At 67.1% G+C, this 25500-nt stretch carries 24 protein-coding genes and 2 pseudogenes; 8 read left to right on the top strand and 18 right to left on the bottom strand.

What is annotated here, in order from left to right:
* Positions 1 to 75: 75 nt before the first annotated feature.
* From AB0L82_RS05170 to AB0L82_RS05135, 8 genes are all read right to left on the bottom strand, one after another.
* A complete protein-coding gene (locus AB0L82_RS05170; RefSeq protein WP_364631268.1) occupies positions 76 to 426 on the bottom strand; it encodes a nitroreductase/quinone reductase family protein in 351 nt (116 codons plus the stop codon).
* Between the two features lie 88 nt (positions 427 to 514).
* Positions 515 to 1660, bottom strand: coding sequence for an acyl-CoA dehydrogenase family protein (locus AB0L82_RS05165; protein WP_364631265.1), 1146 nt, complete (start codon positions 1658 to 1660; stop codon positions 515 to 517).
* A gap of 161 nt (positions 1661 to 1821) precedes the next feature.
* Positions 1822 to 2691, bottom strand: a complete 870-nt coding sequence (locus AB0L82_RS05160; RefSeq protein ID WP_364631262.1) for a lysophospholipid acyltransferase family protein — start codon at positions 2689 to 2691, stop codon at positions 1822 to 1824.
* Between the two features lie 156 nt (positions 2692 to 2847).
* Positions 2848 to 4353: a GTPase HflX gene (gene hflX, locus AB0L82_RS05155; protein WP_364631259.1), complete on the bottom strand. Its 1506-nt coding sequence runs from the start codon at positions 4351 to 4353 to the stop codon at positions 2848 to 2850.
* A 71-nt stretch (positions 4354 to 4424) separates the two neighbouring features.
* The gene (gene dapF, locus AB0L82_RS05150) at positions 4425 to 5318 is read right to left on the bottom strand and encodes a diaminopimelate epimerase (RefSeq protein WP_364632789.1); all 894 of its coding nucleotides are present in this window, start codon (positions 5316 to 5318) and stop codon (positions 4425 to 4427) included.
* 48 nt (positions 5319 to 5366) lie between these two features.
* Entirely contained in the window at positions 5367 to 6188 is an 822-nt protein-coding gene (locus tag AB0L82_RS05145) for a TrmH family RNA methyltransferase (RefSeq protein ID WP_364631255.1), read from the bottom strand.
* Positions 6189 to 7121, bottom strand: a complete 933-nt coding sequence (gene miaA / locus AB0L82_RS05140; RefSeq protein ID WP_364631252.1) for a tRNA (adenosine(37)-N6)-dimethylallyltransferase MiaA — start codon at positions 7119 to 7121, stop codon at positions 6189 to 6191.
* The gene (locus AB0L82_RS05135) at positions 7118 to 7867 is read right to left on the bottom strand and encodes a hypothetical protein (protein WP_364631250.1); all 750 of its coding nucleotides are present in this window, start codon (positions 7865 to 7867) and stop codon (positions 7118 to 7120) included. The genes miaA and AB0L82_RS05135 overlap by 4 nt, the downstream gene beginning before the upstream one ends.
* Before the next feature lie 173 nt (positions 7868 to 8040).
* Here AB0L82_RS05135 and AB0L82_RS05130 point away from each other — a divergent pair, with 173 nt between their 5' ends.
* Positions 8041 to 9465 (top strand): DUF349 domain-containing protein, encoded by a 1425-nt coding sequence (locus AB0L82_RS05130; protein WP_364631247.1) that lies wholly within the window; start codon positions 8041 to 8043, stop codon positions 9463 to 9465.
* A 9-nt stretch (positions 9466 to 9474) separates the two neighbouring features.
* On the opposite strand, the gene AB0L82_RS05125 is transcribed toward AB0L82_RS05130, so the two are convergent.
* A complete protein-coding gene (locus AB0L82_RS05125; protein WP_364631245.1) occupies positions 9475 to 10782 on the bottom strand; it encodes a glycosyltransferase 87 family protein in 1308 nt (435 codons plus the stop codon).
* Positions 10783 to 10992: 210 nt separating this feature from the next.
* On the opposite strand from AB0L82_RS05125, the gene AB0L82_RS05120 reads away from it, so the two are divergent.
* On the top strand, positions 10993 to 11784 hold the full coding sequence (locus tag AB0L82_RS05120) for a phosphatase (protein WP_364631242.1): 792 nt from the start codon (positions 10993 to 10995) through the stop codon (positions 11782 to 11784).
* A gap of 11 nt (positions 11785 to 11795) precedes the next feature.
* Here the strand turns inward: AB0L82_RS05120 and AB0L82_RS05115 are convergent, their stop codons facing one another.
* A complete protein-coding gene (locus AB0L82_RS05115; protein WP_364631239.1) occupies positions 11796 to 12806 on the bottom strand; it encodes a helix-turn-helix domain-containing protein in 1011 nt (336 codons plus the stop codon).
* Positions 12807 to 12901: 95 nt separating this feature from the next.
* Here AB0L82_RS05115 and AB0L82_RS05110 point away from each other — a divergent pair, with 95 nt between their 5' ends.
* On the top strand, positions 12902 to 14290 hold the full coding sequence (locus AB0L82_RS05110) for an MFS transporter (RefSeq protein WP_364631237.1): 1389 nt from the start codon (positions 12902 to 12904) through the stop codon (positions 14288 to 14290).
* Between the two features lie 3 nt (positions 14291 to 14293).
* Here the strand turns inward: AB0L82_RS05110 and AB0L82_RS05105 are convergent, their stop codons facing one another.
* Together AB0L82_RS05105 and miaB are read right to left on the bottom strand one after the other, a co-directional pair.
* Positions 14294 to 14875: a hypothetical protein gene (locus AB0L82_RS05105; RefSeq protein ID WP_364632787.1), complete on the bottom strand. Its 582-nt coding sequence runs from the start codon at positions 14873 to 14875 to the stop codon at positions 14294 to 14296.
* A gap of 216 nt (positions 14876 to 15091) precedes the next feature.
* The gene (gene miaB, locus AB0L82_RS05100) at positions 15092 to 16657 is read right to left on the bottom strand and encodes a tRNA (N6-isopentenyl adenosine(37)-C2)-methylthiotransferase MiaB (RefSeq protein ID WP_364631234.1); all 1566 of its coding nucleotides are present in this window, start codon (positions 16655 to 16657) and stop codon (positions 15092 to 15094) included.
* Between the two features lie 220 nt (positions 16658 to 16877).
* Here miaB and AB0L82_RS05095 point away from each other — a divergent pair, with 220 nt between their 5' ends.
* From AB0L82_RS05095 to AB0L82_RS05075, 5 genes are all read left to right on the top strand, one after another.
* Positions 16878 to 17606, top strand: a complete 729-nt coding sequence (locus tag AB0L82_RS05095) for an amino acid ABC transporter ATP-binding protein (RefSeq protein ID WP_364632785.1) — start codon at positions 16878 to 16880, stop codon at positions 17604 to 17606.
* Between the two features lie 39 nt (positions 17607 to 17645).
* Positions 17646 to 18479: a glutamate ABC transporter substrate-binding protein gene (locus tag AB0L82_RS05090; RefSeq protein WP_364631231.1), complete on the top strand. Its 834-nt coding sequence runs from the start codon at positions 17646 to 17648 to the stop codon at positions 18477 to 18479.
* Between the two features lie 71 nt (positions 18480 to 18550).
* Positions 18551 to 19231: an amino acid ABC transporter permease gene (locus AB0L82_RS05085; RefSeq protein ID WP_364631228.1), complete on the top strand. Its 681-nt coding sequence runs from the start codon at positions 18551 to 18553 to the stop codon at positions 19229 to 19231.
* A complete protein-coding gene (locus tag AB0L82_RS05080; RefSeq protein WP_364631225.1) occupies positions 19228 to 20106 on the top strand; it encodes an amino acid ABC transporter permease in 879 nt (292 codons plus the stop codon). Before AB0L82_RS05085 ends, AB0L82_RS05080 begins: the two co-directional genes overlap by 4 nt.
* A 197-nt stretch (positions 20107 to 20303) precedes the next feature.
* Entirely contained in the window at positions 20304 to 20570 is a 267-nt protein-coding gene (locus AB0L82_RS05075; RefSeq protein ID WP_364631222.1) for a hypothetical protein, read from the top strand.
* Between the two features lie 114 nt (positions 20571 to 20684).
* On the opposite strand, the pseudogene AB0L82_RS05070 reads toward AB0L82_RS05075, so the two are convergent.
* The 6 genes and pseudogenes from AB0L82_RS05070 to AB0L82_RS05045 all read right to left on the bottom strand — a co-directional run.
* A pseudogene (locus AB0L82_RS05070) lies at positions 20685 to 20852 on the bottom strand (recombination regulator RecX); the annotation flags it as partial.
* A gap of 303 nt (positions 20853 to 21155) precedes the next feature.
* Positions 21156 to 21680 (bottom strand): annotated as a pseudogene (gene recX, locus AB0L82_RS05065) (recombination regulator RecX); the annotation flags it as partial.
* Between the two features lie 735 nt (positions 21681 to 22415).
* Positions 22416 to 23450, bottom strand: coding sequence for a recombinase RecA (gene recA / locus AB0L82_RS05060; protein ID WP_364631220.1), 1035 nt, complete (start codon positions 23448 to 23450; stop codon positions 22416 to 22418).
* 187 nt (positions 23451 to 23637) lie between these two features.
* Entirely contained in the window at positions 23638 to 23856 is a 219-nt protein-coding gene (locus AB0L82_RS05055; RefSeq protein WP_364631217.1) for a hypothetical protein, read from the bottom strand.
* Positions 23857 to 23870: 14 nt separating this feature from the next.
* Entirely contained in the window at positions 23871 to 25091 is a 1221-nt protein-coding gene (locus tag AB0L82_RS05050; RefSeq protein ID WP_364631214.1) for a sensor histidine kinase, read from the bottom strand.
* Positions 25088 to 25492, bottom strand: coding sequence for a response regulator transcription factor (locus AB0L82_RS05045; protein ID WP_364631211.1), 405 nt, complete (start codon positions 25490 to 25492; stop codon positions 25088 to 25090). Before AB0L82_RS05045 ends, AB0L82_RS05050 begins: the two co-directional genes overlap by 4 nt.
* Positions 25493 to 25500 lie beyond the last annotated feature (8 nt).

Raw genomic sequence — 25500 nt, 5'->3', positions numbered from 1 at the left:
TCAAATGCACTGTAGCGGTGACGATCCGAGCACGCATCACCCCGAAAACACGGGGGCCGCTGCAGATCCGACCGATCAGTTCGGCTGATCCAGCAGGACCCGGACCGTAACCCGGCCCCTGTCATCCCGGCGGGCGGTGGCATGCCCGCCGCGATCCGCGCCGTCCAGGTGCAGCGAGATCGGGCCGCCCTCGCCCAGGAAGTTGCGCCACCATTTCTTGTTGTCCGGCATGGCGACACCGATGGTGATCGTGTCGCCCTTGCGCGAATAGAACACCGGCGTCTTGAACGTCCGCCCGGAGCGCCGCCCGACATAGGTGAGCTCGACGAATCCGCGCCGCATGAGCGTCCCGATGACCGGTGCTTCGGTCAGCGCGACGACCACGCTGTTGACGCCGCGGGTGATCGATCCCAAGGTGAGTGCCATGGCAGCGACTCTACCGACCGGCCGGTGCCGAAGCGGTTTCGGCCGGTGACTGTCACGTCACCGGCCGAAACGTCGAAAGCCGTTGGGATCAGGCCAGTTTCAGGGAACGGCCGATGATCTCCTTCATGATCTCGGTGGTGCCGCCGTAGATGGTCTGTACACGAGCGTCCATGTACGCCTTGGCGATCGGGTATTCGCGCATGTAGCCGTAGCCGCCGTGCAGCTGGAGGCATTTGGTGATGAGGTCGAGCTGTTCCTCGGTGCTCCAGTACTTGGCCATGGCGGCCTCTTCCACCGTGAGCTTCTCCTGGTTCAGGAGTTCGATACAGCGGTCGACGAAGACGCGGACGGCGGTGGTCTTGGTGGCGAGCTCGGCCAGGACGAAACGGGTGTTCTGTTGTGCGCCAATCGGTTTGCCGAAAGCCTTGCGATCGCGCACGTACTGGATGGTGTTCTTCAGCGAACCCTCCATGGCGGCCGCCGCCATGACCGCGATGGACAGGCGCTCCTGCGGCAGGTTCTGCATCAGGTGGATGAAGCCCTGCCCCTCGGTGCCGAGCAGGTTCTTGCCCGGGACGCGCACATCCTGGAAGGAGAGCTCGGCGGTGTCCTGCGCCTTGAGGCCGATCTTGTCGAGATTGCGGCCGCGTTCGAAACCGGGCATACCGCGCTCGACCACCAGGAGCGAGAAGCCCATCGCGCCCTTCTCCGGATCGGTCTGGGCGACCACGATGACGATATCGGCGTTGATGCCATTGGTGATGAAGGTCTTGGAGCCGTTGAGGATCCAGTCGTCGCCGTCCTTGACCGCGCGGGTCTTGATGCCCTGCAGATCCGAACCGGTGCCGGGTTCGGTCATGGCGATGGCGGTGATGATCTCGCCGGAACAGAATCCGGGCAGCCAGCGCTGCTTCTGCTCCTCGTTCGCCAGCTCCAGCAGGTAGGGGGCGATGACGTCATTGTGCAGGCCGAAACCCAGGCCCGAATACTGCGCGTAGCTGACCTCTTCGGTGACCACGGCGTTGTAGCGGAAATCCTTCACGCCACCGCCGCCGTACTCCTCCGGCACCGCCATCCCGAGGAAACCCTGCTTGCCCGCCTCCAGCCAGACCTCGCGATCGACGATGCCGTCGTGCTCCCACTGCTCGTGGTGCGCGGCCACATGCTGATCCAGAAACTTTCGGAACGACTCCCGGAACAGATCGTGCTCGGGTTCGAAAATAGTGCGTTCCACGCCAACCTCCTGAGTGACCACATCGGCACATCGCCTCTGCCCATACGGTACTCGAAAGTCGAATCAGGGTTAACTTCGAACCCTCGAAAAGTGGTCCGAACTGCGCCTGTCGCCTTTGACAGTGCAGATCGAAGCAGCTGAACCCCGGTAAACCTACGGGGTCAGAGACCGACCGCGGAGAGGGTCCGGCCCAGCAGTGAACGGCCGCGATCGCGGTCCCGTTCGGCGAGCAGGAAACCGAGTTCCTCCTCGAGCGCCTTACGGGTCACCGTCTGCAATTCCAGCGCGGCGGCCTCGGCATCGGTGGCATCGCGCCACGGACTGGTATCGATCGGGGTGCCGAGCGAGAAATAGAAGCGCTCGGGCTTGGGCACCAGCGTCGGGCCGAGACCGCGAATCAGCGGCGGCGTCAGATTCGCGCGCAGCCCCAGACCGGTGACCGCCTTGCGCAGCGGCAGCATGACCGGATGATCGCCGTCGAAGACGATGTCGTAGATGTCATCGCCGCCGACCATGGCGATCGGCACGATCGGAGCCCCGGTCGCAATCGCCATGTGCGCGAAGCCCGTTCGGCCCTCCCACAGCAGCTGATACTTCTGGCCCTTGCCGCGCATGGCTTCCCGGCCCCCGCCGGGGAACACCGCGACCGCCTCGCCCTGCTCCAGCAGCGCGGTGCAGTTGCGGCGATTGCCGCGCACAACTCCCAAGCGGTGCAAGCCATCTCGCAAGATCGGGACATCGATGAGGATGTTCTCGGCCAGACCCCGCACCAGCCGGTCATGCTTGGCCAGGATCTCCGCCGCCAGCAGCGGGGCATCGGTCCCGCCCGCGAGCGTGTGATTGCCGACCAGCAGCACCGGGCCGTCCAGCGGGAAATTCTCCAGCCCGTAGAAACGCGGACTGAACCAGGCGCGCGACGGCGCGGTGATCAGTTCTATGACCCGACGATCGATGTCGGTCAACTCGACGTGCAACGGCGCACCGTCGGTGAGCCCCCGTGACTCGGTCGATTGATTGTCATTCGACGACAAGATATCCCTCCCTGCAGAGATTCCGATAGCGAGATGCTAACGAAATACCCTGCAGGGGGCCGAATTCACCCCGCTCCCGGGTGGTCTCGGGGGCTTCGCCCCCAAACCCCCGAAAACCCGCGCGACCCGCACGAACCTTCGCCGAGGTGAGCGCGACTATTCCGTCGCGGCGCTGACGTCCACGCCCGCGTGGGCGAATTCACTCAGGACGCCCGCGAGGGAGGCCGGGACCTTGGCGCGCACCAGGGTGCCGTCGGCCACGTGATCCGAGGTGAGGATGCGGCCGTCCGCGTGAATGCGGGCGAGCAGATCACCGCGGGTGTAGGGCAGCAGCACGCTGACCTCCACCAGCCCGCCGAGCACCTTGTCCAGGCGTTCGCGCAGCACATCCAGACCCTGGCCGGTGGCGGCCGAGACGAAGACCGCCTCGGGGAGCCAGCCGCGCAGCTGGGTCAGCTCCATCGGGTCGAGGGCGTCGATCTTGTTGACTACCAGCAACTCCGGCGGGGCCGGGGTCTTGGTTTCGCGCAGCACATCGGTGACGACCTCGCGAACCGCCTTGATCTGCTCATCGGGGAACGGATCCGAACCGTCCACCACGTGCAGCAGCAGATCCGCGCCGGTGACCTCTTCCAAGGTGGAGCGGAAGGCCTCGACCAGCTGGGTCGGCAGGTGGCGCACGAAGCCGACGGTATCGGTGAAGACGACCTCGCGGCCATCCTCGAGCGCGGCCTTGCGGGTGGTCGGGTCCAGGGTCGCGAACAGCGCGTCCTGCACCAGAATCCCCGCGCCGGTGAGCGCGTTCATCAGGCTCGACTTGCCCGCGTTCGTATAGCCGACGATCGCCACCTGCGGAATACCGCTGGAGACCCGCCGATGCCGCTTGGTATCGCGGGCGGTCTTCATCTCCCGGATCTCACGGCGCAGCTTGGCCATTCGCTCACGAATGCGCTGGCGATCGGTCTCGATCTTGGTCTCACCGGGACCACGCGTACCCACGCCACCGTTCGCGCCCGCACGACCACCGGCCTGCCGGGACATGGACTCACCCCAGCCGCGCAGTCGCGGCATCATGTACTGCATCTGCGCGAGCGCGACCTGAGCCTTGCCCTCACGAGATGTCGCGTGCTGGGCGAAGATATCCAGAATCAGCGCGGTGCGGTCGATGACCTTCACCTTGACGATCTTCTCCAGCGCGGTCAGCTGCGCGGGACTCAACTCACCGTCGAGGATGACCGTATCCGCACCGGTCTCGAGGACCATGGTGCGCAGCTCCTCGGTCTTACCCGAGCCGATGTAGGTGGCCTTATCCGGTTTGTCGCGGCGCTGGATCAGCGTGTCCAGCACCTCGGAACCGGCGGTCTCGGCGAGGGCGGCCAATTCGGCCATTCGCGCGTCGACCTGTTCGGTGGTGCCCTCGGTCCAGACGCCGACCAGCACCACGCGCTCCAGGCGCAGCTGCCGGTACTCGACCTCGGTGACATCCTCGAGCTCGGTGGACAGGCCGGCCGTGCGGCGCAGGGCGGCGCGGTCATCGAGCTGCAATTCACCGACGGTGGGCGATCCGGAATCGTTTCCGGTCGGCGACGCGGACCAGCCGGTCGCGGCGTCGTCGGTGTTCTCCTCAGCGGGAGTGAACTCGTACGTCTCTTGTTTACTCATACGCCTCCATGATCCCACGGACCAACCGAACAGCGCATTCGGTTATTTCCGGGCGACAGGACAGGCGTGTCCTAGGCGTCCTGCCACCACTTGGCGGCGATCTTGCCGGTGGCCACCAGCACCGACGGGCCGCGCAGGGTCGCGGTGCCGTGATCGATGCCGACCGTGACGGTGCCACCGGGGATATGGACCTGGACGTGGCCGGTGTCGGCGGCCAGATCGAAGCCGTCGCGGGCGAGAGCCGCCGCGGCCGCCGCCACGGTTCCCGTTCCGCAGGAACGGGTTTCGCCGACGCCACGTTCGTAGACGCGCATGTCGACGCCGCGATTGCCGTCGGAGGCCACGCCGAGGGCGGTCAGGATTTCGACGTTCACGCCGTTGGGGAAGACCGTGTGGTCGAACGACGGGGCGTGGGTCAGGTCCAGTTCGGCCAGATCCTGATGGGTGAGGGCGGGATCCACGCAGGCCAGGTGCGGGTTGCCGACGTCGATGCCGAGACCGGTGAATTCACGACCGGCGAGGGTGGCGGTGGACTCGCCCAGGGTGCGGACCCGGCCCATGGCGACGGTGACCTCACCGTGCACCGGATCGGCGTGGTGCACGATCACCGGGCGGGCTCCGGCGCGGCTGCCGACCACGAATTCCGCGGCGGTCTCGAGACCGGTGGCGACCAGGTAGTGGGCGAACACGCGCACACCGTTACCGCACATCTCGGCGATGGAACCGTCGGCGTTGCGGTAGTCCATGAACCAGTCTTCCGGGCTCACGCCTTCGGGAAGCACCGGCAGAGTGCCGTTTTCGATGAGGGCGCCCGCGCGCGCCACGCGCAGCACCCCGTCCGCGCCGATACCGCGCTGGCGATCGCACAGTGCGGCGACCCGGGATTCGGTCAGCTCCAGCCAGGCATCCGGATCCGGCAGCACGACGAAATCGTTCTGCGTGCCGTGTCCTTTACCGAAATCGATATCAGCCGCGTTCTCGTTCACCATTCGTCCTCACCCACACCCGAGTTGTCAGCGCAACGCCCGGCGCTGCCGGGAAATTTCGTACAGGGCCACCGCCGCCGCCGACGGGGACCCGAGGGAACCATCGGACGGGACGCACACCAGCTCATCGCACACCTGCCGCCAGGCGGGGGCGAGCGTCTCGCTTTCATCACCTATGACCAGCACGGTGGCGGCGCCGAACTCGAATTCGTCGAGGGCGATACCGCCGTGATCGTCACTGCCGACGATACGGGTGCCGATCCCCCGGGCCAGTTGCCGGTCCCGGAACGCGGTCAACTGGGCCGGGCCGGAGGCGCGGAGTACGGGGACCGCGAAGAGCGCGCCATCGGAGGCGGTCACGCTCTGCGGGTCGTAATGGTCCGCGCCGGAACCGGTCACGATCACCCCGCTCGCACCGAAGGCCGCGGCCGAGCGGATCAGCGCGCCCAGCCGGACCGGTGAACCCGGGCGGTCGATGACCACCACGGTGGGCGGCTGTTCCGGTGTGCCCGGGGCGAAATCGTCGAGTTCCATCCGGCGCGAGACCGCCACCGCGACCAACTCCGGCACCGATTCGGAGGGTTCGGCCAGTTCGGCCATCACCTCCGGCACCAGTCCGACGCTCGGCACACCGCTGGATTCGAGCACCTGGCGCGCCCAGCCGGACGGCTCCGGCGCACCCAGTCGATAGACGAGAGTCTCCAGGGGCCAATGACATTCGAGCGCGCGGTCGATGGGGCGCTGACCGTGCACCAGGAATCTATTGTCGCGCAGGCGACTGGCCCGGGAGTTCAGATATGCCTGCCACACCTGGACCGAGGCATTGCGGGCATTCGCGCGACGCGTCACTCAGCTGACTTCCTGTTCGTCCTTCGTCGTCGAGGAGCGAATGAGCGTCAGCGCCGTCTCCGCCAGCCGCGGATCGGCGCCGTCCACCCAGTGCACCCGCTGATCGCGGCGGAACCAGGACCGCTGTCTCCGGACATAGCGCCTGGTGCCGATGAAGGTGCGCTCCTGTGCTTCGTTCAGGTCGTATTCGTTGTCCAGGTAGTCCAGGACTTGTGCGTATCCGATTGCGCGGCGGGCGGTCTGGCCATCGCGCAAGCCTTGGCCGATGAGCGTGTGCACCTCGTCCACCAGTCCGGAGTCGAACATCTTCGCGGTGCGCAGTTCGATCCGGGCGTCCAGTGCGGCGGTTTCCCGGTCGACGCCGATTATGACTGTGCCCCAGCGGGGTTCGCCGATCTGCGGGGCGGAGGCGGCGAACGGTTTACCGGTCAGCTCGACCACCTCGAGGGCGCGCACCATGCGGCGGCCGTCGGTGGGCAGGATGGTGTCGGCGGCCACCGGATCGGCGGCGCGCAGCGCCTCGTGCACGATGACCACGCCGCGCTCCTCCAGCAGGGTCTCCCATTTGGCGCGGACCACCGGGTCGGTGGCCGGGAAATCCCAATCATCCAGCAGCGCTTGGACATACATCATCGAACCGCCGACGATGACCGGGGTGTGACCGCGCGCCATGATGTCTTCCACATCGGCGCGGGCCGCGGTTTGATACACGGCGACGGTCGCGGTTTCGGTGACGTCGAGGACATCGAGTTGATGGTGCGGAATACCGCGGCGCTCGGCGAGCGAGAGTTTCGCGGTGCCGACATCCATGCCGCGATAGAGCTGCATGGCATCGATATTCACGATCTCGCCGTGTAGTCGTTCGGCCAAATCCAGGGCCAGATCGGACTTTCCGGTGGCGGTGGGGCCGACGACGGCAATGGGCCGAATCATGCGGCACCGCCGGGAAGCCAGCTGCTCGCGTGGTATGCGACGCCGAACGGGGCTGCGGCATAGAAGGTTTCGACGCGGGGGTCGGCGGCGTCGGCGGCGAAGAGTCCGGCCAGCACCTGGAAGGCCGGGCGGCCCGCGACATCGAGTTCGGCGCACAGCCGCTCATCCAGTGCGGCCAAGGCGGTCCGGTCCCCCGCCGCCAGGGCGCGATCGATCTCGGCCTGTACCGCTTCGGCGCGCGGATCGAGATAGCGCGGGGCCTTGAGCGACAGGGTTGCCGCACCGTCGCCGACGACCAGGACGCCGTACCGGTCGGTCGCTGAATCCAGCTCGGCGCGCAACTTCCGGCCATACGCCAGGCACTCCGCGGCCGGTGTGTCCGATGCCACCAGACGAGCCACCGCGATCGCGTCCGGGGCCACCCGCTCGCGCAGCCAGCCGCCGATCAACACCGGCAGCGGCAAATCGGGATCCGGATTCCCGGTATTCGCGGTCGCCGACAAACCGGCCCGGATATCCACCCCGTATCCCCGGAACGTGCCCGCGGTTTCCGAGTCGTACACGCTGTCCGAATCCGCCACGCCGACGACAATCCAGCGTTTTGCCTGGCCGGCCAGCTCTCCGGCCGCCTCGAACACCGCGCCGCGCAGCCGCGCGAGATCACCGTCCGCCGCCGCGCCTGCCGCGCCACCCAGCTCGGGTATCAGGGCGGGTGGTGAGGGGACCAGCGACGCAACACAGAACACGCGGTCAACCGTAGCGCTACCGCGCCTCACCAGCCCCACCCCACCTGATCGCCGCGCCACGGAGGTGGCCTCAAAGACAGCATTTCGCATCTCAGCCTGGTTGAATGGGGAGAGTTGGACAATGAGCTAGGGCGTAACCAGGCAGCCGTGACGCGCGGCAGGGACGAGGAGCAATGAGCGACAACAGCGGAAACGAGAAGGCTACCCAGTCGGAACCGACCTCGACGCCCCAGCCCGGCGCCGCCCAGCGTCCGTCTCCGGCCACCGCCGCCGGTCCCCGCCCGGGACCGGCGCCGCGTAAACCGGAAGCCCCGAAGCCACACGCCGTCAAGCCCACTCCCGGCCCGGCGACCCCGCATCCGCATCCCGTCGTGGTGCCGAGCGTGAGCGACCCCAGTCAGTGGGGCCGCGTCGACGAGGACGGCACCGCCTGGGTGAAGACCACCGACGGCGAACGCGTCATCGGGTCTTGGCAGGCCGGTGACACCGCCGAGGGCCTGGCCCACTTCGGCCGCCGCTTCGACGATCTGGCCACCGAGGTCGCCCTGCTCGAGGCCCGCCTGGCCGCCGGCACCGACGCCCGCAAGACCAAGACCGCCGCCACCGCGCTTGCCGAGACATTGCCCAGCGCCGCGGTCATCGGCGATATCGACGGGCTCACCCAGCGCCTGCGCGCCATCATCGAACACTCCGATGAGGCGGCCGCGCACGCCAAGGAGGAGAAGGAACGCTCCCGGCACGAACAGACCGAGCGCAAGGAAGCCCTGGCCGCCGAGGCCGAGCAGATCGCCGCGGATTCCACCCAGTGGAAGGTCGCGGGCGATCGGCTGCGCGAAATCCTGGACGAGTGGAAGACCATTCGCGGGGTCGATCGCAAGGTCGACGACGCACTGTGGCGGCGCTTCTCCAAGGCACGCGAGGCCTTCAACCGCAGGCGCGGCGCGCACTTCGCGGAATTGGATCGTGAACGCGCCTCGGCCAAGACGCATAAGGAAGAGCTCTGCGTGCGGGCCGAGGAATTGGCCAATTCCACCGATTGGGCGGGCACCGCCGCGATCTTCCGCGATCTGCTCGCCGAATGGAAAGCCGCCGGGCGCGCACCGCGCGAAGCCGATGAGCAGCTGTGGAAGCGCTTCAAATCCGCGCAGGACGTGTTCTTCGCGGCCCGCAATTCCGCGGCCTCGGAGCGGGATGCCGAATTCGAGCAGAACGCGCACTCCAAGGAAGAGCTGCTGCTGCACTACGAGAACCTGAATCCGGAAACCAATCTCGATGCCGCTCGCGCCGCGCTGCGCGATCTGCAGGAGAAGTGGGACGCCATCGGCAAGGTGCCGCGCGAGCGCATCCACGATCTGGAGGCACGCCTGCGCGCGGTCGAGAAGCGGGTGCGCGACGCCGTCGACGCGCAGTGGCGGCGCAGCGATCCCGAGGCCATGGCCCGCGCGGCCCAGTTCCGTGAGCGGGTCGCGCAATTCGAGGAGCAGGCCGCCAAGGCGCAGGCCGCCGGTAAGACCCGCGATGCGGAGAAGGCGCTCGAACAGGCCAAGCAGTGGCAGGAATGGGCCGAAGCCGCCGAAGGCGCGGTCAGCCAGCGCTGAGAGTACTTATCAGCCCGCGCTGAGGCTTTCGCGTGAACGGTCCGAGGGCAGTCGATCCTGTTGCCCCCGGGCCGTTTTCGTTTCACTGTGCAGCCACGCGGCCGCGACGGCGAACAATGCGAGGGTGAGCCAGATGTAGGCATTGTGGGACAGGAACGCGTAGCGGCCGTGCTCGGGCAGATCGAAGACGCTGCCCAACCGCAGTCCCAGCAGGTCGAATACGCCGCCCGAGGAGACCGCGAACACCACCAGCAGTACGGTCGGCGCGATCAGGCCACCGCGGCGCAGGGCAAGATCGGCCAGGTAGATCAGCAGCGGCGCCAGCCACACCCAGTGATGGATCCAGCTGAACGGCGATACGGCGATGCTGGTCAACCCGCACAACAGCACGGCGGGCAGTTCCCGGCCGGTCGCCGAGAACCGGCGCGCCAGCCACAGGCAAATCGCGACAATCACGAGAGCGCCTGCGAGCCACAGCAATTGGAGCCCCGTGCCCGCACCGAGGGAGCGCGCGATCATGCCGCGCAATGTCTCGTTCTGCGGGTTCGCCGGTACGCCCACCCGCGCCGGATCGGCGAACGCACCGCTCCAGAACGTCCACGAATCCTTGGGCAGCACAGCCAAACCCACGATCACGGTGGCGATCAGAGCCCCGATCGCGGTGGCGGCGGCCCGGAATCGGCGCGTCACCAGCAGGTAGAGCACGAAAAACAGTGGGGTGAGCTTGATTCCGGCCGCGATGCCGGTCAGCACGCCCTTCCAGCGCGAGGAATCGGGCAGGCTCATATCCACCAGCACGATGAGCAGCAGCAGGATATTGATCTGGCCGAACGCCATGGATTCGCGAATCGGCTCACACCACAGCAGAATCGCCGCGCTCGACAGCGCCAGCAGCGCCATCCGGCGATCGCGCCGATAGCCCAGCATCGACAGCGCCACCCATCCCGATGCGGCGAGGATGGCGAAATTGCCGAGCTGGCCGACCCAGGTGAACACGGTGCCGTGCATGGCCACCAGCGGTACGAACAGCAGGGCCGAGAACGGCGTGTAGACGAATTCCCATACCCCGCGGGTACTCCCCCGCAGCGGACTGTCGTAGACCGACACCCCGTCCACCACGCGTTGCGCGGCGATCTGATAGGTGCCCAGGTCCATCAGATGCGTCATCATCTGCGTATTGACGGCCACCTGTTCGAGGTAGCGCCATCCCGCCAGCACCCCTACCACCGCGAAGGCCCACACCACCGCGGCGGGAATCGTGCGCCGCTCCGGCACCACGTGATTCGTGTCCGCGAGCCGCTCGATCCCCACTGACATGCTGCCTCCACCGCTACCTTGGTCTCCGCTTGCCCGAACCACCGTAGTGACGGATGCCCGGGCGCGCACACCGCAAACCGGTTCGTTTGTGTCGCGCACACCGGCCCGGCCGGACCCGCGTGGAGTTGGCGCGATCCCGGCGGTTCGGCGGATTACCTTGGGGCCCACATAGATCGAGGTGAGGACCGGGGTCCGGTTAGGCTCGGGGCTATGGGACCGACGCGGGAAACGCTGGTCGCGCATTTGATGGCGACCGGAATGGCGGGGCAGGTGGCAACGCCGCGGGAGAACAATCTGGATCACTATCAGCGGCTGGCCTACCGGGATCCGGACTATATGTTCGGGTTGAATCCGGGGCCGCGCTGGGAGGATCCGGCCGAGATCCTGGAATTGATGGCACGCAAGGTGGGGGTGGATCCGCGACCGCAGTTCCGCCGGGGCGTGGACACCATCGATCCCGAGCTCACCGCATCGGCGCTGGACCGATATGCGGAGCGGTTCCAGCAGGCGTTGCGGGAACAGCAGCGGGTGCTGTTCGCCACCGGGCATCCGCGCACCCTGGCCCGGCTCTATCAGCAATTGGCGGCGGCCCTGACCGATGCGGGCGGGACGATAGTCCGGGCGGGCGCGGGCGCGGGATACGACGGCTACACCCGGCGCGGATGGCAGCGGCTGGAGGTCGACTACGTCCTCGGCGTCGCGACCATCGGCGATCCGGTCGGTGCGGTGCACACGCATTCGGATCGGCCGATCCGGCTGGTGCTGGCGGCGCTGGAGAAGGCGGGCGAGGCGCGCCCGGATCTCGTTGTCGCCGACCACGGTTGGTGCGGCGGTGCGGCCTACGCCGGAATCGACGCCATCGGCTTCGCGGACTGCAATGACCCGGCGCTCTTCGTCGGCGAGGAGGAGGGCACGGTCGCGGTCGCGGTACCGCTCGACGACGGCATCGATGAAGAGGAATACGACCTGCTCGGTGAATACATCCTCACCAGCCGGACATAAAGGGCGGACGGTCAGCCGGTGATGATCTCGTGGCGGGTGACGCGGTGGGAGCGGCGGTATTCGCTCGGGGAGATGCCGACCTCCCGGCCGAAATGAGTGCGGAGATTGGCGGCCGTGCCGAGTCCGCAGCGGTCGGCCACCACGTCCACCGGTAAATCGGTGCACTCCAATAGCTCTCGGGCGCGAATGACGCGCTGGGTGAGCAGCCATTGCAGCGGGGTGCCGCCGATTTCGGCGTGGAAGCGGCGGGCCAGCGTGCGTTCGCTGGTATTGGCGTGGCGGGCCAGATCGGTGACGGTGAGCGGCTGATCCAGGTGATGGATGGCCCACTGCAGGGTCGCGGACAGGCCGGAGTCGGCGGGATAGGCGGGGACCGGGGATTGCAGATATTGGGCCTGGCCCCCGGCCCGATGCGGTGACACCACCAGGTAGCGGGCAGCGGCATTGGCCGCGCCGGAGCCCAGATCCTTGCGAATCAGGTGGATGCACAGGTCCATTCCGGCCATGGTGCCCGCGCTGGTGAGGATGCGGCCGTCATCGATGTAGAGCACGGCGGGATCGATCTCCAGGTGCGGATAGCGTTCGCGCATGGCCGCGATATGCCGCCAGTGCGTGGTCATCCGGCGACCGTCGAGCAGCCCCGCCTCGGCGAGTACGAACGCACCGGTGCAGAGCGAGGCGATGCGCGCGCCCGCCTCGTAGGCGGCGCGGACGGCCTCGACCAGATCGCGGGGCGGTGCTTCGCGCACATTCGGGGTGGACGGGACGATCACGGTATCGGCGCGGATCAGATCGTCGTAGTCGTGAGCGGTCAGGGCCACGAACGGATCTCGGAGCGCGGCGAAGTCGGTTTCGCGCGGTCCACAGAGCTGGAAGCGGTACCAGCGGTCCGGGTCGACGCCAAGCGGCGGTTCGTAGAAGACCTGGTATGGGATGGCGACCTCGAAGATCGGCATACCGGGCGCCACGGCGACGGCGAGGGTTCCGGGATCGGTCCGCGTCTCCGGGCTGTTCGGCTCCATATCCTCACGGTAGCCCGCACCCCTGTCAGAAATCTAGCGCATCATGGCATTTCTGCCACTGTTCGGGGGAATGCCCAGCTCGGATAGTCGAACCCATGACAACCACGACCGAAGACGAAGCAGCCCAACGGGTCGAGGCACCGCCGGCGGGGCGCTATCGCGTACTCGCCATCGCCGGTATCGCCCAATTCCTCGCCATACTCGATCTTTTCGCGGTCACCGTCGCGTTTCCGACCCTGCGGGAATCGTTCAACAGCTCGATCGGCGCGGTGTCGTGGACTTTGAACGCGTACACGATCGTCATGGCGGCACTGCTCGTTCCCGCCGGGCGGCTGGCGGACGATACCGGGCGCAAGCGCGGATTCCTCATCGGCATAGCGCTTTTCGGACTGGCGTCGATCGCGTGCGGTGCCGCGCCGAATCTGACGGTGCTGATCATCGCGCGCATCGCGCAGGCGGCCGCGGCGGCGCTGCTGGTGCCGACCGGGCTGGGGCTGGTGCTACCGAGTTTCGCGCGCCGGGAACATCCGACGGTCATGGGTATCTGGACCGCCATCGCGGCCGCCGGCGCGGCCAGCGGACCGGTACTGGGCGGGCTGCTGTTGCAGGCCGGATGGCGGTGGATCTTCTTTCTCAATGTGCCGTTCACGGTGGTGGCGTTCGCGCTGGGACTGCGGGTGCTGCCCGATATCGCACCCGGGGTCCGGCGGCGATTGGATCCCCTTGGGGCACTGCTGATTCTGGGTGCGACGGCGGGATTCACCACGGTGTTCGTGCAGGCGGACGCCTGGGGTTACACCGGGGCCGCGACAGTCGGCATGCTCATCGCCGCGGTCGCGCTGGCCGTATGGTTCGGCGTGCACATCCGGCGGCACCCGGATCCGGTGGTGAGCCCGGTTGTGCTGCGGCACAAGCTTTTCCGCACCGCCACGCTCGGAGTGTTCTGCTACTACCTGGCTTTCGCGGCCATGATCCTGGAAATCACGCTGTTCCTCACCGAACGGCTGCACTATTCGGTGCTCGCCGCCAGCCTCGGCGTGGCTCCGCTGCCGATCAGTTGCCTACTGCTGTCACCGTTCTCGGGCCGATTCATCGCACGCTTCGGCGCTCGCGCCTCGGCGGCACTGGGTGGCGCATGCCTGGCGGCCGGGGCCGCGTGGTGGGCAGTGGCCAGCGGTTTCACCGACTCGTACACCCTGATCATCCTGCCCGGTGGCATTCTCGCCGGAGCCAGCACCGCGCTGCTGCAACCGCCGCTGTTCGGCTCGGCGGCGCTGCTGCCCGCCGCGGAGACCTCACTCGGCTCGGGCACGCTCATGATGGCGCGGCAGACGAGTTCCGCTCTGGGCGTTGCCATTCTGACCGCGATCCTGGGTGCGGGCGCGGACCACACCCTCGCCGAATTCCGCGCGGGCTGGCTCTTCATGACCGCGGTGGGCGTTGCCGCGACCTTCGCGGGGCTCGCCTACCGACCGGATCGGTGAGTGCTACTTATCGCCGAACAGGCGGCGGTGGTCGCGTTCCTCGGCTTCGGCGGCGGCGATGCGGCGCTGTTCCTCGGCGGCCAGGTGCACGGTGGTGCGGCTCCAGACCACGCGAATCCAGTGGAAGGTCAGCACCATGATCACGATGGTGGACAGGATCAGGCCGATGCCCGGGCCCGCGCCGTGATAGTTGCCCAGACCCGGGGTGTTGCGGTGCCAGATGGAGAACACGCCGAACACGCTGCCGATGGCCGAGCCCGCGACCGCGATCCACGCCAGCGCCCAGCGCCGGGTGGCCAGCGCCAGCAGGGAGAAGCCGATGCCGAAGACCACCACGAACCATTCGAAGACCCGCGACGGCAGGCCGATGTGCTCGGCCTTCGCCGCGGCGTCGTACAGGATCACATCGAAGCCGCGCGCCTGCCCGGCATGCGGCAGCACCAGCGAGAACAGCAGCAGGAATACCGCGCCCGCGACGACCATCGCGCGCACGCCCGGGTCGATCTCCCCCGCGATCTTGCGCTCGACGGCCTCGAGATCCGCGCGGAACTGTTCGAAGTCCTGACTGTTCTCCGCCGACTTCATGGTCTCCTCGTTCGCCTCGGGCGCATCCGCACGCGCCGAATCTGATTGTGCCGCTGACTCTTCCGCCTGCTGCGGGTCCTGCGCGGAACCGTCGTCGGGGCCGTTCGGCTGCTGCTCGGTCATCTGTGGTGATCCTGAGTCATGCGGGAGTGGGGTCGACCCATCATGCCCCGCCCCGAATTCCGACTACTACGCGGTGTCGGAATCAGGACGCGATCAGGCACCGCATTCGGAGCCGCAGCCCGCGGCGGCGGCCGCTACGACGAGCGGCTTGCCGATGCTGGGCAGGCCGAGACCGACGCCGATCGGGGCGGTTTTCGGGGTGATGCCCCGCTCGTGGGCATCGCCCGCGGCCGTACGGCGGTGCGATTGGATCGGGGCATCGGCGATGAGGTGGTGCGGGGCCGCTTCGGTGACCGCCACCGTGACGATATCGCCGGGGCGGATTTCCGAGCCCGCGGGCAGATCGGCAGTCGGCCGGAAGTGGACCAGGCGGCCGTCCCGGGCGCGACCGCTCATGCGGGCGGTGGCGGCGTTCTTCTTGCCCGCGCCCTCGGCGACCAGCAGTTCGACCGTGGTGCCGATGAGTTCCTGATTGGCTTCGAGGGAGACCTGCTCCTGCAGTGCGATGAGTCGCATATAGCGCTCCTGCACCACCTCTTTGGGGAGCTGATCGGGCATATCCGCGGCGGGCGTGCCCGGGCGGATGGAGTACTGGAAGGTGTAGGCGCTGGTGAACCGCGCCTTGCGCACCACATCCAGGGTGGCCTGGAAATCCTCCTCGGTCTCACCCGGGAAGCCGACGATGATGTCGGTGGTGATGGCCGCGTGCGGCATCGCCGCGCGCACCTTGTCGATGATGCCGAGGAATTTGGCGCTGCGGTACGACCGCTTCATGGCCTTGAGCACACGATCCGAACCCGACTGCAACGGCATATGCAGTTGCGGGCAGACATTCGGGGTCTCGGCCATGGCCTCGATGACGTCATCGGTGAATTCGGCCGGGTGCGGGGAGGTGAAGCGCACTCGCTCCAGGCCCTCGATGCTGCCGCAGGCGCGCAGCAGTTTCGCGAACGCGCCGCGATCGCGCTCCTCGGTCGGATCGGCGAAGGAGACGCCGTAGGCGTTCACGTTCTGTCCGAGCAGCGTCACCTCCATGACGCCCTGATCGACCAGCGCCTGCACCTCGGCGAGCACATCGCCGGGACGGCGGTCGACCTCTTTGCCGCGCAGCGCGGGCACGATGCAGAACGTGCAGGTGTTGTTGCAGCCCACCGAGATCGACACCCAGCCGGCGTACGCGGATTCGCGCTTGGCGGGCAGCGTGGACGGGAACGCCTCCAGCGATTCGATGATCTCGACCTGGGCCTCGGCGTTGTGGCGGGCCCGCTCCAGCAGCACCGGCAGCGAGCCGATGTTGTGCGTGCCGAACACCACGTCCACGTACGGCGCCTTCTTGACCACGGTGTCGCGGTCCTTTTGAGCGAGACAGCCGCCGACCGCGATCTGCATGCCCGGCCGCTCGGCCTTGATCGGCGCGAGGTGGCTCAGGGTGCCGTACAGCTTGTTATCGGCGTTCTCGCGGACCGCGCAGGTATTGAAAACCACCAGGTCGGCGGTATCGCCGGTGGCGGCCCTGACGTATCCGGCATCTTCGAGCAGGCCCGAAAGTCGTTCGGAGTCGTGCACATTCATCTGGCAGCCGTAGGTGCGCACCTCGTAGGTGCGCGCATCCTGCTCGGCAACCGCGTCATGTGCTGAAACCTGCGCCAACGAATTCACCCAATCAGGGTAATGGCTGGGCTCTCGGGGCCATAAACCCCGTCCGATGGTGGTGACCTGCGTCTCCGCGATCACCGCGGTATCAATCGCCGGTTACGGGAGGGTGTCGAGTCGAGGCACAGTACCGGTGTTCCCACCGAAGACGAGCATTTCGGGCACAGTGCCTCTAAGGTCACAGGTCATGACCGACGCGCCTGTTTCCATCAGCAAGTCCGCGCCGATGATCTCGATGCGGAGTGTGGACAAGCACTTCGGCTCGCTGCACGTGCTGCGTGACATCAATCTCGAGGTGCCCTCCGGGCAGGTCGTGATCGTGGTGGGACCTTCGGGTTCCGGCAAGTCGACCCTGTGCCGCACCATCAACCGGCTCGAGACCATCGACTCCGGTGAGATCGCCATCGACGGGGTGAATCTGCCCGATGAGGGTAAGGCGCTGGCCAAACTCCGTGCCGATGTCGGCATGGTGTTCCAGTCCTTCAACCTGTTCGCGCACAAGACGATTTTGGAGAACGTCATGCTCGCGCCCGTGAAGGTGCGCGGTACCGATAAGGCGCAGGCTCGCACGCACGCCATGGAATTGCTCGAACGGGTCGGGATCGCCAATCAGGCGGACAAGTATCCGGCGCAGCTGTCCGGCGGGCAGCAGCAGCGGGTGGCGATCGCGCGTGCGCTCGCCATGAATCCCAAGGTGATGCTGTTCGACGAGCCCACCTCCGCGCTGGACCCGGAAATGGTGTCCGAGGTGCTCGAGGTGATGGTGCAGCTGGCCAAGGACGGTATGACCATGGTCGTGGTCACGCACGAGATGGGGTTCGCGCGCCGCGCGGGCAATCGCGTGCTGTTCATGGCCGACGGGCAGATCGTCGAGGACACCGATCCGGACTCGTTCTTCACCGCACCCAAATCCGATCGCGCCAAGGATTTCCTCGGCAAGATCCTGAGCCACTGACGTTTCCCTACAGACGTTCCCTACAGAGAAGGACTCTCGATGAGGTTCAACCAGGTACTCAAGGTCGCAGTCGGGGCACTGGCCCTAACCGTCGTGGCCGCCGGTTGTGGTGGCGGCAGCGATAAGTCCGCCCAGCAGAACGCGGCGAGCGGCAAGCTGACCGTGGGCATCAAGTACGACCAGCCGGGTCTGGGCCTGCACAACAAGGACGGCTCGTTCAGCGGTTTCGACGTGGATGTGGCCAAGTTCGTGGCCGATAAGCTCGGCGTGAAGCCGGAGAACATCACCTTCAAGGAAGCGCCGTCTGCACAGCGCGAAACGCTGATCCAGAACGGTCAGGTCGATTTCATCGCCGCGACCTACTCGATCACCGATAAGCGCAAGGAGAAGGTCGATTTCGCGGGGCCGTACTACCTGACCGGGCAGTCGCTGCTGGTGCGTTCGGACAATACCGATATCACCGGTGCGGATTCGCTCAACGGCAATAAGAAGCTGTGCTCGGTGAAGGGCTCCACCCCGGCGCAGAACGTGAAGGACAAGTACGCCAAGGACGTTCAACTGCAGGAGTACGACACGTACTCGCTGTGCGTTGAGGCGCTCAAGTCCGGTTCGGTCGACGCGGTCACCACCGATGACATCATTCTGCGCGGTTACGCGGCGCAGTCCCCGGGTGCGCTGAAGGTCGTCGGCGCGCCGTTCACCACCGAGAAGTACGGTATCGGGGTCAAGAAGGGCGATGCCGAATTCCGCGGCAAGGTCAATGACGCCATCGAGGCCATGATCACCAGCGGCGCCTGGAAGGCGGCACTGGAGAAGAACTTCGCCGGAACGGGTTTCGAGATTCCCGCGCCGCCGCAGGTCGACCGGTACTGAGTTGAGCAGGCGTGCCGGGCGGTGGATCCGCCCGGCACGCTTTCTATTTCGAACGGAGGGGCTCGGGCGCCGTGTTCAACTTGATCTCGGACTACCACACCCAGCTGCTGGACGCGTTCTGGGTGACCATCAAACTGACGCTGTATTCGGCTGTGCTGGCACTGGTTCTGGGCACGATCGTGGCCGGGATGCGAGTGGCGCCGGTGCCGATCGCGCGGTTACTCGGCACGGCATACGTCAATGTCTTTCGCAATACGCCACTTACGCTGATCGTCATCTTCTGCTCGATCGGGTTGTATTCCACGCTCGGCGTCAAACTCGCCGCATCGGGACCGAATGATCTGGCGGAGAACAATTTCCGCTTCGCGGTGCTCGGATTGGGTGTGTACACGGCGGCTTTCGTCTGCGAATCGCTGCGGGCGGGCATCAATACCGTGCCGCTGGGGCAATCCGAGGCGGGCCGTTCGCTGGGCCTGACATTTTTGCAGAATTTGCGACTCGTGGTGCTGCCGCAGGCATTTCGCGCCATCATCGGCCCGCTCGGCAGCGTGTTCATCGCGCTGACCAAGAATTCCACCGTCGCCTCGGTGATCGGTGTCGGCGAGGCCGCGCTGCTGATGGACACCATGAACGAGAACGAGGCCGCCCCACTGGCCATCGGCGCGATCTTCGCGCTCGGCTTCGTGGTGCTGACCCTGCCGGCCGGTCTGCTGTTCGGCTGGCTGGCCAAACGATATGAGGTGGCGCGATGAGCTCGGCATCGGTTCTCTACGACGCACCGGGCCCCCGCGCGCGGCTGCGCTACCGGATCTACAGCGTCGTGGTCGTGGTCATCGCGGCGGTGCTGCTGTGGTTCGTCTACGACGCGTTCAACAGCAAAGGCCAGTTCGAGGCGGCCAAGTGGAAGCCGTTCCTGGAAGGGGACATCTGGTCCACGTATCTGCTGCCGGGTCTGCGCGGAACCATCGAGGCGGCCGGGCTGTCGATCGTGTTCGCGCTGGTGATCGGCATGGTGTTCGGCATCCTGCGGCTGTCCGATCATCGCAGTGTGCGGATCATCGCCGGAACGGTCGTGGAGGTGGCCCGGGCGATCCCGGTGCTGATCCTGATGATCTTCCTGTTCGCGATGTTCTCGCAGAACAATGTGTTCCCGTCGGATCAGCTGGCGCTCGCCGCCGTGGTGACCGCGCTGACCGTCTATAACGGATCGGTCATCGCGGAAATCGTGCGCTCGGGCATTCGCTCGCTGCCGCGCGGACAATCCGAAGCCGCGGTGGCCCTGGGCCTGCGCAAGAACCAGGTCATGCGCCTGGTTCTGCTTCCCCAGGCCATCACCGCCATGCTGCCCGCCCTGGTCTCGCAAATGGTCGTGGCCCTGAAGGATTCGGCCCTCGGCTACCAGATCACCTATGTCGAGGTCGTCCGCGCCGGTAAGCAACTCGGTGCGGCCGAACAGAACACCATCCCCGCCCTCCTGGTGATCGCGGTGATCATGATCGCCCTCAACTACACCCTCAGCGTCATCGCCACCCGCCTGGAACGCTGGCTCCGCACCCGCAAACGCGGCAGCCGAACAGCCCTGCCCGCCAACACCAGCACCGCGGCCCCGGGCATGAGCCTCACCTGACAACCGCACCGGCTACCGCGACCGCAAGTCAGCGGTCGTAGCCCGTTGTCCCCGGCCCGGTCGGAGGTCTGCCGCAAGGCGGTCCCCCGACCGGGCCGAAGTCATTCCGGCCGCCGGTGATCACGGCCGAATCCCGACTTCAGGCCAATGTGCCCGAGCCTCGGACAACAACCGCCCCCACCTCGCATACTGCTGTAATGAGCGAAGCCGACAGCGCCCGAAGACAATTCCGTCTCGGCCTGCTCCTGCTCGCCCTCGCCACCCCCTTGGCCGCAGCCTGCACCGCCCTCGCCGCCGCCCTGGGCGCCCTCCTCCTCTCAGACGCCCGCAAACGCCTGAACCCACCCGCACCCCTCCCCACCTCCAAAACCCTCCCCCGCGTTGCCAGCCCCCGCCCCACCCCCCGAGCCGACTCCCGCCGCCCCCGCCGCGGCCCCCGCCAACACGGCCGAGTCCTCAACTGACCAGCATCGCCGCCAGATCGTAGGCCTGCGCGAACTCCCCGCCGCTACTCCGCTGGGAGATGAACGGCCGCAAGACAGTTCGGCTACCAGGGCTCCGGAACCGGAACCACGGCATCAGGGGCGGTCGAGGTCGGCGGCGGCTAGTTCGGCTTTGACGACGGTGTAGGCGGTGGATTGGTTGTAGCCGCGGCGGGCGAGCATGCCTACGAGGCGGGTTATTGCCTTCTGGCGGTCCAGGTTCGGGGGGAAGGTGCGGAGTTTGCGGCGGACCAGGTCGGCGGCGGGGTCGGAGTCTTCGTCCGGGGTGGAATCGGCGTCGTCGTCGGGGACGATGACTTTGCCGAATTTGTAGGTCGGGCGGTTGGGGGCGGACGCGGGCTTGGCGAGCCGGGGGGCCTTCGATGCGCGGAGTGAGGTCGACTCGTCCGGAGCGGATTCCGAATCCCCGGAGGAAGAGGCGGCTCGTCCGGTGCGGGATCGGGTGCGGCCGCTGTTCGATTCCTCCGGCCCGGCGGCCGACTCATCGAGCGGGGTGCGACGAGAGGACGGCGGTGGGGGTTTGCGGGTGTCGGTGAGACCGGCGGCCGCTACCTCGGGGGCTACCACCGCGAAGGCGGTGCCGGGGTCGTAGCCGCGGCGGGCGAGCATGCCGACCAGGCGGGTGATCGCCTTCTGGCGCTCTATGCCCTCCGGGAAGGTGCGGAGTTTGCGGCGCACCAGGTCGGCGGCGCGGGAGAGTTCATCGTCGGAGGTGATGGTGGACAGCGCTTCGTCGGCGACTTCCGGCGCTATGCCCTTGCGGCGGAGTTCCTCCGCGAGCGCCTTCTTACCCTTGCCGGAGTAGGTGTGGCGCGAGTAGACCCACTGCTGGGCGAAGGCCGCGTCATCGATGAGGCCGACTTCGGTGAGGCGATCCAGCACCTGATCGGACACCGCGGTCGAGAAGCCGCGGGCGGCAAGCTTATCCGCCAATTCGAATCGGCTGCGCGCGCGATCGGTGAGCAGCCGCAGGCAGATCTCCTTGGCCTGCGCCGGTTTACCACCGTCGGGCAGCGGCTCCACCGGCTGCCCCGGACGACGCCCCCGCTGCGAACGCCGCCCCCGACCGGATCCCCCATCCGAGGCTGAGTCGGTCCCGGACCGCCTCGAATCCGACTCGCCCCCAACGGATTCCCCGTCACCCCGGCGTCGGCGACGCCGACCGTTGGATTCGCCGTCGGCGGAGTCGGCATAACGCGAACGCCGACCATCCGATTCACCATCGGCAAAGTCGGCACCACGCGAACGACCATGGCGGCCATCCGACTCGCCATCAGCGGAGTCGGCATCGCGCGAACGAGCACGGCGACCATTCGACTCGCCGTCGGCGGAGTCAGGGGTGGCATTGTCACGCCGGGTGCGGCGGCTGTTCGGCTCGTCGCCAGTGGGTTCCGTGTCATCACGGCGGGCGCGGGTGGAAGCGGTGCGGCGGGTGGAGGATTGGGTCCAGCCGCCGGTGCCGGAATCGGATTCGGACCAGAGCTGTGACGTGTCTGCGGCACCGGACCACGGGTCACTCGAGGCGGATTCTTCCCAGCGGGAGGGGGCGGCGGAGGCACCGCTGTCATCCCATTTGCTGGGGGCATCCCATGCGCCACGACCGGAGGAAGCGCCTGTGCCGGAGCCGTTTCGAGTCCGGGTACCTCCCGAACCGGACGCGCCGCCCGCCCGCGCCGCGCGCTTGGCGCTGCGGGACTCGATGGCGTCGAGTTGGCGGCGGAGGCGTTCTACGGCGTCGAGGCGGGAGTCCTCAGGCCCCGGCCGGGTGGGCCGGGGCTCGGGGGTGGACCGGTCTGTCATGGGAGGTTAGAAGTCGGCGGGAGCCTCTTCGGCGGTGACATCCGCGCCGATGCCGAGCTTCTCCTTGATCTTCTTCTCGATCTCGTCGCGGACATCGGTGTTCTCCAGCAGGAACTTACGGGCGTTCTCCTTGCCCTGGCCGAGCTGGTCACCCTCGTAGGTGTACCAGGAGCCGGACTTGCGGATGAAGCCGTGCTCGACACCCATATCGATGATCGAGCCTTCCTTGGAGATGCCGACGCCGTAGAGGATGTCGAACTCGGCCTGCTTGAACGGCGGCGAGACCTTGTTCTTGACGACCTTGACGCGGGTGCGGTTACCGACCGCGTCGGAACCGTCCTTGAGGGTTTCGATACGACGCACATCCAGGCGCACCGAGGCGTAGAACTTGAGCGCCTTACCACCGGTGGTGGTCTCGGGCGAGCCGAACATGACGCCGATCTTCTCGCGCAGCTGGTTGATGAAGATGGCGGTGGTGCCCGAATTGTTCAGGGCGCCCGTCATCTTGCGCAGCGCCTGGCTCATCAGGCGGGCCTGCAGACCGACGTGGCTGTCACCCATTTCGCCTTCGATTTCGGCGCGCGGCACCAGGGCGGCGACGGAGTCGATGACGATGATGTCGATGGCGCCCGAGCGCACCAGCATATCGGCGATTTCCAGGGCCTGCTCACCGGTGTCGGGCTGCGAGACCAGCAGGGCGTCGGTGTCGACGCCGAGCTTGCGGGCGTAATCGGGATCGAGCGCGTGCTCCGCGTCGATGAACGCGGCGACGCCGCCCAGGGCCTGTGCGTTGGCGACCGCGTGCAGGGCGACGGTGGTCTTACCGGAGGATTCCGGACCGTAGATCTCGACGACGCGACCACGCGGCAGACCGCCGATGCCGAGCGCGACGTCCAGCGCGATGGAACCCGTCGGAATCACCGAAATGGGCTGGCGCACCTCTTCGCCGAGGCGCATGACCGCGCCCTTGCCGAAGCCCTTCTCGATCTGGGCAAGCGCCAGCTCCAGCGCCTTATCGCGGTCAAAAGCCTGTGGTGCCATCGTCTGGTTCCCCTTTTCGGCGGGTTGTCTTTACGTGCTGTGGTTGGCGCTCACGTTAGAGGGCGGCACCGACAAGTTCCGACGACGAGCTTAAACGAACACCTGTTCGAGGCAAACACCACACCCGCCGACACGCGGGACGGATATTTTCCGAACCTCGTACCCGGCCCGCAACCGGCCCCACCGGTCAGTGGACCAGCCGCTCGGCGACGAACCGGTACAGGTGCGCGGTATCGCGGCAGACCAGCGCGGCCGTCATGGTGGCCGGCCCGGGCGTCAGCGCGATCGGCTCATCCCGCACGGCCAGATCCTGTAGCGGCCGACTCGGGCCGAGCTCCCGCAATTGCTCCGCCGTGAACAACCGGCTGTAGCGCGGCCACTCCTCATCCAGCGGGAAGTGGTGCATGACCTCGTGCGCGATCAGCCCGGAATCGGTTGTGCGGGAACGATTGCCGTCACCCGCGTGCCCTCTCCCGGTGCCGAGGCCACGATCAGCGTGCCGCCGATCACCGCGAGTCGATCCTGCATATTCGTAAGTCCCACGCCCGCAGGGTTTTCCGATTGTTCGAATCCGCACCCGTTGTCCGACACCGTAATCGTCAAGGTGCCGTCGTCCTGATGCGCGGAAATGGTGGCGGTGACGCCGTTCCCGCCGTGTTTGGCGGTGTTCTGCAACGCCTCGAGACAGCAGAAGTAGAGGGCGGTCTCGATCTCGCTGCGATACCTGCCCAGATCGGCGATATTCAGCAGCACCGGCACGGCGGAGCGATGCGTGACACCCGCCAGCGCGGCCCGCAATCCGCCCGAGGCGAGCAGGGTCGGATAGATGCCGTGCGCGAGCCGGCGGATCTCCCCGATCGCGGTTTGCAGCAGATCGCTTGCCTCGGTGAGCATTCGGGCGCATTCGTCATCGTTCGACCCCACCAGCTGCCGGGCCAGCTGCACCGTCACGGCGACCGCGACCAGATCCTGTTGCGCGCCGTCGTGCAGATCGCGTTCGAGTCTGCGCCGCTCGGCGTCGATGGCCGCGACCAGCCGGGCGCGCGAGGCCGCGAGCTGTTCGGCGCGCCGCGCCAGCAGCTGCTGGGACAGGGCCAGTGCGTCCGCGCTGCGCCGGGCGGCGGTCGCGATGTCCTGCAATGTGGTCGCGGTATGCCACACCACCAGCAGGATCAGCGTGGACATCACCGGCAGCCCGATGATCGCGGCTGCGGAGATGCCCGGTGAGCGCGGCACCGAACTCAGCAGCGGCGCGGCCAGCACCCCGCACACCACAATGCTGGCGATGGTGACGATCGAGAATCCCGGCAGCCGTCGCCGATCCACGTACGGGACAACGAAAATGGCGGGCAGGATCGCCGCGACCACGTGAATCGGGAGAGTGAACGGCGACAGATACGACGCCACCATGGCGCTCACCCACAGCTCGATCGAGATCACGGTGACCGCGAAGGCCAGCGCACCGCGCTCCACCAGCCGCAGCACCCCGATATCGATGAGCGCGTTGCACGCCAGCACCGCGGCCAGCGCGATATTCCAGATCGAGGGCCGCAGCAGCTGCGCGACCAGGCACAGCCCGAGCAGTACCGCGATGGTGCCGAAGGCGGCGAACAGGAACTGCCGCAGCCGAATCCGGCTCACGGCGGCGGTGTCATCCCAGTCGTGCGCCAGCGGTTCAGTCGGGTCCAGACCGTCGCGATCAGCTCCGGGCTCAGGTTTTCCTTGTGCACGTATCCCGCTGCGCCACACTGCGATACCTCGTCCGGGAGATCGGATGTGTCATAGGTCGACATCAGCAGCACCCGCACACCGGGGTGCGCGCCGCTGATCCGGCGGGTCGCCTCGATACCGCCGATACCGGGCATATTGATATCCATCAGCACCAGCCCGGCCGCCGCCCGCGTGAGCAGTTCCAGGGCCGCCTCACCGGTGGCGGCCTCACCCGCGACGGTGAAACCCGCGCTGGCCGCGATCGTGGCAGCCAGGGCACGCCGGAAGGCCGCGCGATCATCGACGATCCACACCGGCACTTCGGCATTCATGCTGTCAT

Origin of the sequence: Nocardia sp. NPDC052001 (assembly GCF_040680615.1) — a bacterium.
GTDB lineage: Bacteria > Actinomycetota > Actinomycetes > Mycobacteriales > Mycobacteriaceae > Nocardia.
This window is presented reverse-complemented; position numbering and strand designations above follow the sequence as displayed.